Here is a 12,151-nt window from a genome sequence, read left to right on the forward strand (position 1 = left end):
ATATAATGAGAAAATCATGTACAGACTATATATAACTTCAAATAATAAGGAGCTCTATAATTTCTTATCTAAAATTGGTTATGCATATTACAAAGATGATAAAATTCTATTAATTACAGAGTATTTAAGGAGAAAATTAATTATATGGGAAAATATAGATAAAGAAGGAATTTCAAAAGTGGAGCAAAATAAAATATTTGCAAATGATTTTGAAACATTGGAAGAATTTGTAAAAAAATATGGGGTTGCAGGCGGATTTGTTTTGGATAAAATAAAAGAAATTAAAAAGATTCCATATAATTCAAAATTATACGATGTTTCTATACCCCATCAGTCCCATAACTTTATAGCAAATGGGGTTGTGGTTCATAACTGTGGGGTAAGGCTATTAAAAACCAACTTAACAAAAAAAGAAGTTCAACCTAAAATAAAGGAGCTCGTACATAAACTATTTAAAAATATTCCATCAGGTCTGGGAAGTAAAGGAAAGATAAGAATTACAAAAAATGAAATAGATGATGTTCTTGAAGAAGGGGTAAAATGGGCAATAAATAACAACTACGGATGGGATGAAGATATAAACTACATTGAAGAAAAAGGATGCATAAAAGAGGCAGATGCTTCATTAGTTTCAGATAATGCTAAAAAGAGAGGACTTCCTCAGTTAGGTTCGTTGGGTAGTGGAAATCACTTTTTAGAAATCCAGTATGTAGATGAAGTGTTTGACGAAGAAGCTGCAAAAGTGTATGGGGTTGAAAAAAATCAAGTGGTGATTATGATTCATACAGGTTCCAGAGGATTGGGGCATCAAATATGTTCCGATTACCTTAGATATATGGAAAAGGCAGCCAGAAAATACAATATAAAATTACCAGATAGGCAGTTGGCATGTGCTCCAATCAACTCTGAGGAGGGTATCAGATACTTCAAGGCAATGAACTGCGGTGCAAACTACGCATGGACAAACAGACAGCTTATAACACATTGGGTAAGGGAAAGCTTTGAAGAAGTATTTAAAACACCAGCAGAAGACCTTGAAATGAATATACTATATGATGTAGCACATAACATAGCAAAGAGGGAGAAACATAAAATAGATGGTAAGTTAAAAAATGTGGTGGTGCATAGAAAAGGGGCAACTAGGGCATTTGGACCAGGTTGTAAAGAAATACCACAAGAGTATAGAAAAATAGGACAGCCAGTAATTATTCCGGGAGATATGGGAACAGCATCCTATTTAATGCACGGAACAACAACTGCCATGGAGGAAACCTTTGGTTCAACTGCCCACGGTGCTGGAAGAGCTCTCAGTAGGGCAAAGGCATTGAAGTTGTATGACTCAAATAATATCAAGGCGGAGCTCGAAAGAAAGGGAATATATATTATGGCGGACTCTAAAGGTGTAATTGCTGAGGAATGCTCCGAAGCATATAAAAGCATTGAATTAGTTGCAGATGTTGCTCATAACTCAGGAATATCTTTAAAAGTCAGTAGAATGAAGCCAATGGGTGTTGTTAAGGGGTAATTATATATTTAAATATTATTTAATAAATTTTTTAGAATAATTTTTTAGTATCATGCGTATAATTTTTATTTATTATTTAATTTATTATATATTATTTATTTTTATTATTTACTTTTACTGGTTATTGTTATATTTTTATCCACATTTGGAGGTTTATTATGAAACTTAAATTAAGCGTCCCGCAGTGGCATTACAGCATGCTTCTTGACAGAGATAGGGTGGCAGTTTTTAAAGAGGCCATTGAAAAAACTGTTAAACCTGGCGATGTAGTTTATGACTTGGGAACAGGTAGCGGAATATTGGCAATGATTGCCTCTCGAATTACAAAAAATGTTTATGCCGTAGAGCTCGACCCCATCACCTACGAATATGCAAGGGAGAACATAAAAATCAATAACTTTGGAAATATAAATTTAGTAGAAGCAGACGCTTCTGAGTATGATTTTAAAGAGCCTGCTGATGTAATTATAGCCGAAATGCTTGATACTGCATTAATTACAGAACCTCAGGTTCCAGTTTTAAACTCCATTCTTAAAAAAGGACTACTTAAAGAGAGGGGAAAACTCATCCCAGAGAGAGCTCATAACACAGCTCAGGTAGTCATGGCTAAAATGGGGTATATATACTATGATGAAGAAGTGATTTCAGAGCCAATCTCGGAGGAAATACATTATAGCACAGTAGATTTTTACAAAATAAATAAAGAAGAAGTGTCTTACAATTTGAAATTTAAATTAAAAGATATTAAACTAAATGTTGAAAATATGCCCTTAGGAATTCGGCTGAATACATACACAGAATTAAACGAAAAAATAATTGCTGGAAGCACCCCAATGTTAAATCCTCCTTTGATAATTCCAATAGAAAATCCAACAATTGAGGATGGAACATTAAATATTAAATTATCTTATAAAATGGGCGGTGATTTAGAGAGTATTAACATAAAATGTTTATAATTAAAAAATGTTGGGTGATAATATTAAAATTGCCATACTTTGCCATAAAAAAACTCCGGAAAACATAATAATTTATGAAAAATTGAAAAATAAATATGATATATCCTTTTTAGATACTTTAAATGTTGTTTCTGGAATAAAAAATAATAGTAAAAATAATAACAATAACAATTATGATTACGATTTAATCATTTCACGAGTTGAAAGGGATTATTTATGGGAAGGAATTTATGCATTAAAATACATTGAAAGCATTGCTGATGAAAATGATATAAAAATAATCAACTCATCGGAATGTATAGAAACCTGTCAAAATAAATATTTAACATATATCAAATTAAAGGAACTCATGCCAAAATCATTCTTAACCTACACCGATGATTTTGAAAATATAAAAAACACATTAAAAAATAACGATTTTGATTTTCCCATCGTTGTAAAGCCAATATATGGCGGTTATGGAAATAGTGTTTTAAAGATAAATAGCTTGGATGAATTAAAAAACATTTTTGAGATATTGAAATTCAATAAAAAGGAAATATTTATCCAAGAATATGTTCCATATAAGCACGATGTAAGAGTTTTTGTCATTGGAAATAAAATTATATGTGCTATGGAGAGGATTCCAAAGGGTGATTGGAGGGCAAATTATTCCCTTGGTGCAGAAATTAAAAGATTTGATTTAGATGCAGATGTTGAAGATATTGTTCTAAAATCTGTAAAAAAAGTCAGTGCCGATATTGTCGGTGTTGATGTGCTAATTGATAAAAATAACAAACCATATATTTTAGAAATGAATATTACACCGCAGTTTAGAGGCATTATGAATTTTGTGGATGTTCCAGAGGAAATTTTAAAATATATTAAAAAAATAAAAAGTAAATAAAAATTAAAAATAATAAAGTAAAAAATAAAAAAAGTAAAAAAATTTATAAAATTCTCTCAATAGGCACTACAAGTATGTCCTTAGCACCGAGCTCCTCCAATTTGGCGACAACGTGGAACACTTCCTTTTCATCAATTACCACATGTATTGCCACCATACCGTCATTTGATAAAACTTCTGAAATTGTGGGTCCGCTCATTCCTGGGATGATATTTTTTATTTCATTTACTTTGTCCTTTGGGGCATTCATCATAATCAATCTTTTTGTCTGGGCATAAAGAACGCTTTTTATTCCTGAAACTATTTGATTTATTTTTGCCTGTTTTTCTGGGTTGTTTATACTATCTTTATTTGCTATCAATCTTGTTGTGGATGAAACTATTGTTTCTATTGGTTTTAATCTATTCAATTTCAATGTTGTTCCTGTGGAAGTTAAATCACTTATGAGATCTGCAACACCAATAAATGGTGCAATTTCTGTTGCCCCGCTAAGCTCTATAATTTCTAAATTAAGATTTTTACTTTTTAAGTATTTCTCTGTAAGGTGTGGGAACTCTGTTGCTATTTTCATTCCGTCCTTTATGTCATCGATAGAGTTTATATTTGAATCTTCTGGTGCTGCAATCACCAAATTTGCCTTTCCAAATTCAAAATCAAGTAAAAACTCAATCCTGTCTTCAACTCCTCTTTCAAGTATTAAATCATATCCTGTAATACCAACATCCGCCACCCCATCTGCAACAAACTCTGGAATATCACGAGCTCTGGCAAACATTACATTTATATCTTTATCAACGGTTTTAGCAAATAAACTCCTTCCTTGAACTGTCATCTTTAATCCGGCTTTCCCTAAAATTTTATTAATGGGTTCTGAAATCCTTCCTTTATTTGGTAATGCAAGCAAAATCAAAATATCACCTATCAAATCTTAATAATTATAGTAAAAGACAGAATAAAATTAAACTATCTTCTTAATGGCATTCCATACTAAGAATGATTGTGGTTTTAATATCCCTTTGTGGATTTAGGAATAAAATATTTTCTTTAATCAAATAAACATACATTGGCATGCTAATATTCTTTTTGCTAATCTCATATTTAGTTTTAAATAATTTTAATGTATTAACAACATCTTCTTTCTTAATTTCAATAATTTCATTTTCAATGGATATTTTTGGTGTTATATAGAGTCTAATTTGTCTAAAATCATATCTAATTTTTGAATTTCATCATTTAGCATTTCTTCTAAAACATTGTTCAAATTTTTATCGAATAATTTATTAATTACTCTGCTAATAAGTTTTGGTTTTCCCCCAACATAGGAATATATTTTTTCTTTATCACTGTTGGAGAGCTAAACTCCATTTTCTTTTGCCAAAAAGTCCATAAATGATATTGCAGTTTCCTTATCAAAATCATCAACTAAAATATAATCAGCCCTATCTTTTAACTCCCCAGTATTATAAACATATTCGGCAAATAGACTATCGGAGGTTAAACAAAATACATGACATAAGTGTTGTTCCTTTGTTAGTGATACTAAGAATTGAAATAATTCTTTTAAAAGATATTTTTGTCCATTGGTGGTAATGTCTTTTATCATCTGCAAGTTCTTTGGAGCGGAGCGACAAAGATTTTGGAAAACGAATTTTTCCAAGACGTCGAGAATTAAAATCGGTGTTTTTCCATTTTTTTTGGTTTCTAACATTATATTGTTTAGATATTGAAAGGCATCGTTTATTCTTTCCTCAAATAGTTTGTTAAATTCCATTTCTGGAATAGGAATTCCTGTTAAAATTTTTGTGGTCTTTGTAATTAGGTTTATTACCTCTGATTTATCTTTTATTTTTTCCAATATTCCTTCTTTTTTGGTTGTGAATATTGCTTCTATAAACTCCCTTTTTTCTGATATTAAGTAGGTTCTGAAATTTATGTAAAATATTTTATAATTTTCTTTGTTTAATTTTTCATTTATAATGTGGTTGATTAATGTTGTTTTACCACTGTTTATGGAACCGTATATGAAATAAATGTCATCTGGTTCTTTGCTTAATATATGAAGGAGTTCTTTAATCTCCTTCTCCCTGTTGAAGAATTTCATGGTTTCACCATATAAATTGCAATGTGTAATTATAATCAAAAGCAAAACTCCTTGACTGTATTAAATCACATAATAAAATCGAGTAAGTGCCTACGATTTCTACGCAACAAATGAAATAACAACTGTTAATAAATTTAGTTAATAAATCCTATGTTTAGTTTTATGTTGAACATTATAATTAAACAATTTTATAATATTTTAAATATAATTATTTTATTTTTTCATCATTTTATTGTATTATTATAACTATTTAATATTTAGCATATATCATCTAATATCTATTTAAAAGATAAAAACCAAAATATACTTTAAATTAAAAAAATTATAATATATTTAATAAATATAGAAAAAAATATATGAAAAATAAAGGGGATATTATGGAAAAATTGACGCTTGAAGAAGGAACTTTTGCAGTCAAATTTGCAAGAACTGTTATCGAAAATTATTTAACCGGAGAAAATACCATCTTATGCGAATACCCAGAAAAATTTAATGAACTAAGGGGTGTTTTTGTATCGCTCCATACATATCCAGAACATGATTTAAGGGGATGTATTGGAATACCTGAACCTGTAATGCCATTAATAGAGGCTTTGAAAGAGGCTTCAATAAGTGCAGCAGTTAATGACCCAAGATTTCCAGCTATAACCCTTGATGAGTTGGATGAAATCGTTGTCGAAGTTAGTATTTTGACAGTTCCAAAATTGTTGGAGGTAAAAGATCCCACCGAATATTTAGAAAAAATAAAAATTGGCAGAGATGGGCTGATTATAGAGTATGGAGCATATAGAGGACTGCTGTTGCCACAAGTTCCAGTTGAATTTGGATGGGATGTTGATCAATATTTAGCCAATCTATGTTTAAAAGCAGGATTACCCCCAAATACTTGGTTAAAGCGTAGAGTGAATATATATTCATTTCAAGCACAGGTTTTTGAAGAGTTAATGCCAAATTCCCAGGTTGTAGAAAAAACTATGTATTCTGGCTGTCAATAGAAAATATATACTATTTTAAATATTTTTTAAATTTTAATATATTTAATTAGACATATAATAAGGTAAAAGGATTTTATAGATGTTATTTCATAATGATATGATAAATATAATATATTATAAATAAATATAAAAATAAAAGTTATTAAAGATTATTGGGATTTTTATGATGTCAAAGATATTTAAGGACGAAAAAAGCCTTCAAAAATACAAATATATTTTAAAAAAGATTACAGAAAGAATTAAAAATCACGAAGGACTGATAAGAGTAATTACACATCATGACACAGATGGACTAACCTCAGGAGCAATAGTCATAAAAATGCTTTATAGATTAAATAAGGAGTTTCATCTTTCTATTGTAGAATATTTATCAAAAGAAGTTATTGATAAACTTGGTGAAGAACATAAGGATAATAAAAATAATATTTTATACATTTTTTGCGACATGGGCAGCGCCCATATAAAAGGCATATTAAATCATGGATTAAATGCCATTATTTTAGACCACCACCCGCCTGCAATAAATGATTTAGAAATTAAAGGAATTTATCAATTAAATTCCCATATTTTTGGCATCAATGGGGCAAAGGAAATTTCTGCAAGTGGAGTGTGCTATTTGGTTGCCCGAGAATTTGGGTTTTATGATTTGAGTATTTTGGCAATTACTGGGGCAATTGGCGATATGCAACATAGACCATTCTCTGGAATGAACAAATTTATAATAAACGAAGCTCGGAAATATCGATATATAACTGGTATTTTAAAGGATATAGTTTATAATTGCTATGATTTGCCAGTTTGGAAGTCCATGATGTATTCCACTCAACCTTATATTCGAGAGCTCAATGATGGAGAAAAAATAATTAATTTTTTGAAAAAACTGAATATAGATCTAAATAAAACAAGTTTTAATGAAGAAGATAGGCAAAAGCTGAAAATTGCACTTATGGCTTATGTAGAAAAGGATGATGATATTATCGTCGATAGGTATGTTATAAAACATAAAATCGATGACGCATTTTATCTATCGGAGCTCCTAAATGCATGTGGTAGAAAAGGCATAGGTTCAGTAGGTATAGGCGTAGCTCTTGAAGATGATGAATGTATAAAGATTGCAAAAGAAACCTATATCGAATATAAAGAAGAAATTATCAATCAGTTAAAAGATACTAAAATAAACTCACTAAATAATATAGAATACTTCTTTGGGAAAAAGAGCATGACCGGTCTTATAGCATCATTACTTGTGAAGGATAAGCCAGTTTTAGGCATTTACGAAGATGGGGGGTATTATAAAATATCATCGAGAGGCAACGAAACTCTTGTAAATGAGGGTTTGAATCTTTCTGAGATTATGAAAATTGCAGTTGAATTTGGAGGGGATGGCGGAGGGCACAATGTAGCATCTGGTGCCAGAGTTCCAAAAATTCATTTAGAGGAATTTTTAAAAAAGGTTGATGATGCCGTTGGAAAACAACTTAAAAAATAATATGTAATGTATATATAATTTGAATAACAAGATAAAATTAATTTAATATGAAAAAGTTAATTAATTCTGTTAAATATTATAATAACATAAATAAAATAATATAAATGAGGCAATATATAATAATATATTAATATATATTTAATAATAAATAAAGTGGATACAGGTGGTATGTTGCGAATTTTTGAAATTAAAAGGAAAACAGGCGAGACTGATATAAATTTAAAGATAAACATAGACGGCACAGGAAAATACGAAATAAACACAAAAATTCCTTTTTTTGACCATGTGCTCTCATCTTTTGCAAAGCACGGTTCATTTGATTTGTATTTAGATGCAAATGGGGATTTGGAAGTAGATGACCACCACACAGTTGAGGATGTTGGCATATGTATAGGAATGGCGTTGAACAAAATTGAAAAGAAAAATATAAAGAGATTTGGATGGGCTATTGTTCCAATGGATGAAGCAAGAGCGATGGTTTCAATTGATTTGGGTGGGAGACCTTATGTTGTTGGAGATTATACCCCAAAAAGGGACAAGGTTGGAGAGCTCTCAACTGAAAATGTAGTTCATTTTTTTGAATCTATTGCAAACAATGGAAATATGAACATACATTTTGAAGTTATTGGGGAAAACGAACACCATAAGATAGAAGCACTATTTAAAGCCTTTGGAATTGCCCTGGATAATGCAACCCAAATTGACGAGAGAAAAGGAATTGTGAGCACCAAAGGAGTTGTTTAATAAAATAGATTAATAATCAATAATAACTATCTGGTGGTATTATGAATATTTTATGTATAGACATTGGAAAGGGCACTCAGGATATATTATATTTCGATACTGAAAAAAATAAAAACAATATAGAAAATGCGGTAAAGCTCATACTTCCATCACCAACAAGCATAATTGCAAATAAAATAAGAAATATGAATGAAGATTTAAGGATAGATGGAAAAATAATGGGCGGAGGTCCGGTAAATAGGGCGATTGATGACCATATTCAAAAAGGGTTTAAGGTTGAAATCTCTAAAAGTGCGGCAAAAACCATTAGGGATGATTTAGAGGAGGTGGCTAAAAGAGGAATAATTATAAAGGACAAAATAAACAATCCAAATATAATATTTAGAGATTTAGATTTTAACATGCTAAAAAATATTTTTGATGCATTTGGTGAGGAATTTAAACCTGATTTCGTATGTGCTGCCTGCCAAGACCACGGTTTTGTTAAGGGACAAAGTGATAGAATCACAAGATTCAAATACTTTAAGGAACAGTTGCAAAAAACTGCAAATCCCTATGAATTTGTATTTTTAGATCATAATGACTGCAATTCATTTTCAAGATTCAACAGCATATTGGAAACATTAAATGAAAATAACTACAATGGATTTGTAATGGATAGTAAGGTAGCATCTATATGTGGAATACTAAACTATGCCACTGAAAAGGGCATGAATGAGTTTATAGGTCTTGACATTGGGAACGGCCATACATTGGGAGTTTCCGTAAAAGATGGTGAAATAAAAGGAATATTTGAACACCACACGAGATTATTAACTCCTGAAAAATTAAAAAAGATTGTTGATAAACTTTCAAATGGGACTTTGACCAATGAAGAAATACTTAACGATAGGGGTCATGGTGCAGCAGTTGTTGATAAAATAAATCCTGAGGACATATTAATTGCGGGACCAAATAGGAGTTTATTTAAAGAATATGGAAAATACGCATATCCTGGTGGGGATGTAATGATTACCGGGTGTGTAGGTCTTTTAAAGGCTTTTGAGTATAATTTTAGTGAAAAATATTAATTTCCATCCACCAATTAGGTAAAAACTAACTGGTTATTTCTCATAATTAGACATAATTTTCTCATTGTAAAAATACACCAACAAATCAAGGATAATATTGTGAATTTCTTTGGATTTTGAATATCTAATACTCCTTCTAACCAGTCTTGCATATGAACTGCGGAAGGTTAGAAATACCCTTTCTACCCTTCTGGTGTATTTTTTACCAACTACATGTCTGTCCTTTGGTAAAATATTATATGCTTTCCATTTATCAGTGTAAAATATACATTTATTTACTATCTTGTTAGGTATTTCTTTAAGTAGTTCCTTAAGAGTTTCTTCTGATCTGTCTCCAGTTTTATGTGCAACGATTAATCCAGTGTATTTATCGATTGCTACCCATATCCATGCTTTATTACTCTTAGTTTTTATGAATGAATACATTTCATCCACTTCTATATGTGTTCCTGCATAGTTTGGTATTATTTCTTTTTCGGAATCTTTTTTTTTAAACTCCCCAATCCAATTAATAACTGTGTTAGTGCTTAGATTGAAGTTCTACTAGCCTGTCTTATTCCCAGTTCTTCACAGACTACACATCTAACCACATGTTCTTTGAATTCCTGAGAATATCTTGGAGATTTAGCATGTTCTATGAACTTTCTACCACATTCTTTACATAAATACACTTGTCTAATGCCATACTTCTCCGACTTATGCAAACCTGCTTTAACAACCTTATCTGAATTACAATTTACACACTTGATCATAGTAAGTATTATATCGTATAAGGTATATATATCTATTACTATAACATGACCAACTAACTTTTAACTCAAATTCCGAAGAAATTTGATGGTCTGATTTTAACTATTAAAGTAATAAAAATAAAAGTTAAAGAAAGCAATAATTTCCGTTCATCAATGGTCTAATTTTAACCATTTAAATAATCAAATCCATCTAACAACTTACTAATTTTATCATTTATTTTCTCTACGTTTCTCATGAGATACTTTATGAAAACTTAACCATATAATCGCAATTCCACTACCAATCAAAGTCCATGCTAATGCTATAAGTTTCTCATTAATGATAGATATCAAAGCACCAATTATTACTAAAATTAATCCAATTAATCCAAAGGTAACATACTCTTCATATTTATTTTCAGTCATCATTCACACCATATTTAAATGCACTGAAACTACTGCTGGAATTATTAAGGATGTTTCTATTTCCATCCATCAATGGTCTGATTTTAACGTGTAGAAAGAGGTATTCACCCTCAACAGTAAAAATTTCCATCCATCAATGGTCTGATTTTAACGTATTGTTCAAATTCTGCACAGCTCGGATTTTTAGAAATTTCCATCCATCAATGGTCTGATTTTAACATATCGTCCTTCATATCATCCCACGCTTGCGTATAAATTTCCATCCATCAATGGTCTGATTTTAACGTGGATATCTGTAATTTAAAAGAACAATTAAAAAATTTCCATCCATCAATGGTCTGATTTTAACCCAACAAGTTAAAATTAATTTTAATAATCAGGCATTATTTCCATCCATCAATGGTCTGATTTTAACTCTTTGAAGTCCTGTCCTCCATACCAACTCGAGTTCAATATTTCCATCCATCAATGGTCTGATTTTAACTTTCCAACTCACTGGCGAATTTCTTCGCCCAATGACTTATTTCCATCCATCAATGGTCTGATTTTAACACAATTTTCACTAACTAAAAAAGTAATGGATTTTTATTTCCATCCATCAATGGTCTGATTTTAACCCTGCCAATTATGGTCCTATGGAGCCCCTCCTGTATATATTTCCATCCATCAATGGTCTGATTTTAACAAGAATATGACACTGAACGGTAGCCTTTTGAGTGCATTTAATTTCCATCCATCAATGGTCTGATTTTAACAGATGTGTTTTGAACTGCTGATGAGATTGCATGTGCTAATATTTCCATCCATCAATGGTCTGATTTTAACAAAAAAATAGGAGAACATGCTTATTTTGCACGAACGACATTTCCATCCATCAATGGTCTGATTTTAACTACGCCCCAGTCCTCGCATCATTTGCAATCATAGTGATTTCCATCCATCAATGGTCTGATTTTAACTGGAGCTCTGCATCTACTAATCGCTTTCCTTTGTTATTTCCATCCATCAATGGTCTGATTTTAACGAGAGCAAAAAAGGGACACATTTTTTAAACGGCATTTTAATTTCCATCCATCAATGGTCTGATTTTAACTGTATGAAGACACTAACGAATTTGATATGGAAATAATATTTCCATCCATCAATGGTCTGATTTTAACATAAATTAAAACGCTAGTATAACTAAAATGAGAAAAATATTTCCATCCATCAATGGTCTGATTTTAAC

The 12,151-nt window shown here is 30.7% G+C and carries 11 protein-coding genes, 1 pseudogene and 1 CRISPR repeat array; of the genes and pseudogenes, 7 read left to right on the plus strand and 5 right to left on the minus strand.

Annotated features, from left to right (window positions below; translation table 11 throughout):
* Positions 1 to 16 precede the first annotated feature (16 nt).
* The 3 genes from F7B34_RS02390 (at position 17) to F7B34_RS02400 (ending at position 3,367) form a co-directional block, all read left to right on the plus strand.
* On the plus strand, positions 17 to 1,525 hold the full coding sequence (locus tag F7B34_RS02390) for an RtcB family protein (RefSeq protein WP_394355309.1): 1,509 nt from the start codon (positions 17 to 19) through the stop codon (positions 1,523 to 1,525).
* A gap of 158 nt (positions 1,526 to 1,683) precedes the next feature.
* A complete protein-coding gene (locus F7B34_RS02395; RefSeq protein ID WP_292460083.1) occupies positions 1,684 to 2,481 on the plus strand; it encodes a 50S ribosomal protein L11 methyltransferase in 798 nt (265 codons plus the stop codon).
* Between the two features lie 22 nt (positions 2,482 to 2,503).
* Entirely contained in the window at positions 2,504 to 3,367 is an 864-nt protein-coding gene (locus F7B34_RS02400; RefSeq protein WP_292460094.1) for a RimK family alpha-L-glutamate ligase, read from the plus strand.
* Positions 3,368 to 3,410: 43 nt separating this feature from the next.
* On the opposite strand, the gene hisG is transcribed toward F7B34_RS02400, so the two are convergent.
* A complete protein-coding gene (gene hisG, locus F7B34_RS02405) occupies positions 3,411 to 4,277 on the minus strand; it encodes an ATP phosphoribosyltransferase (RefSeq protein ID WP_292460084.1) in 867 nt (288 codons plus the stop codon).
* A 48-nt stretch (positions 4,278 to 4,325) separates the two neighbouring features.
* Positions 4,326 to 5,468 (minus strand): annotated as a pseudogene (locus F7B34_RS02410) (ATP-binding protein).
* Positions 5,469 to 5,845: 377 nt separating this feature from the next.
* Between F7B34_RS02410 and F7B34_RS02415 the strand changes: the two are divergent.
* From F7B34_RS02415 to F7B34_RS02430, 4 genes are all read left to right on the plus strand, one after another.
* A complete protein-coding gene (locus F7B34_RS02415) occupies positions 5,846 to 6,463 on the plus strand; it encodes a TIGR00296 family protein (RefSeq protein ID WP_292460086.1) in 618 nt (205 codons plus the stop codon).
* Positions 6,464 to 6,626: 163 nt separating this feature from the next.
* Positions 6,627 to 7,952, plus strand: a complete 1,326-nt coding sequence (locus F7B34_RS02420) for a DHH family phosphoesterase (protein WP_292460087.1) — start codon at positions 6,627 to 6,629, stop codon at positions 7,950 to 7,952.
* A 171-nt stretch (positions 7,953 to 8,123) separates the two neighbouring features.
* Entirely contained in the window at positions 8,124 to 8,696 is a 573-nt protein-coding gene (gene hisB / locus F7B34_RS02425) for an imidazoleglycerol-phosphate dehydratase HisB (protein WP_292460088.1), read from the plus strand.
* Between the two features lie 41 nt (positions 8,697 to 8,737).
* Entirely contained in the window at positions 8,738 to 9,766 is a 1,029-nt protein-coding gene (locus F7B34_RS02430; RefSeq protein ID WP_292460089.1) for a DUF1786 domain-containing protein, read from the plus strand.
* 33 nt (positions 9,767 to 9,799) lie between these two features.
* Here the strand turns inward: F7B34_RS02430 and F7B34_RS02435 are convergent, their stop codons facing one another.
* The 3 genes from F7B34_RS02435 to F7B34_RS02445 all read right to left on the minus strand — a co-directional run bounded on the left by F7B34_RS02435 (position 9,800) and on the right by F7B34_RS02445 (position 10,923).
* Entirely contained in the window at positions 9,800 to 10,279 is a 480-nt protein-coding gene (locus tag F7B34_RS02435; RefSeq protein WP_367116333.1) for an IS1 family transposase, read from the minus strand.
* A gap of 14 nt (positions 10,280 to 10,293) precedes the next feature.
* Positions 10,294 to 10,518 (minus strand): hypothetical protein, encoded by a 225-nt coding sequence (locus F7B34_RS02440; protein ID WP_292460090.1) that lies wholly within the window; start codon positions 10,516 to 10,518, stop codon positions 10,294 to 10,296.
* A 210-nt stretch (positions 10,519 to 10,728) separates the two neighbouring features.
* Positions 10,729 to 10,923, minus strand: a complete 195-nt coding sequence (locus tag F7B34_RS02445) for a hypothetical protein (protein ID WP_292460092.1) — start codon at positions 10,921 to 10,923, stop codon at positions 10,729 to 10,731.
* Positions 10,924 to 10,981: 58 nt separating this feature from the next.
* Positions 10,982 to 12,150: direct repeats of the CRISPR family, unit length 29 nt; unit sequence ATTTCCATCCATCAATGGTCTGATTTTAA.
* Position 12,151: the final 1 nt, after the last annotated feature.

It is taken from the genome of Methanothermococcus sp., assembly GCF_015523155.1.
Taxonomy (GTDB): domain Archaea; phylum AGJL01; class Methanococci; order Methanococcales; family Methanococcaceae; genus Methanofervidicoccus.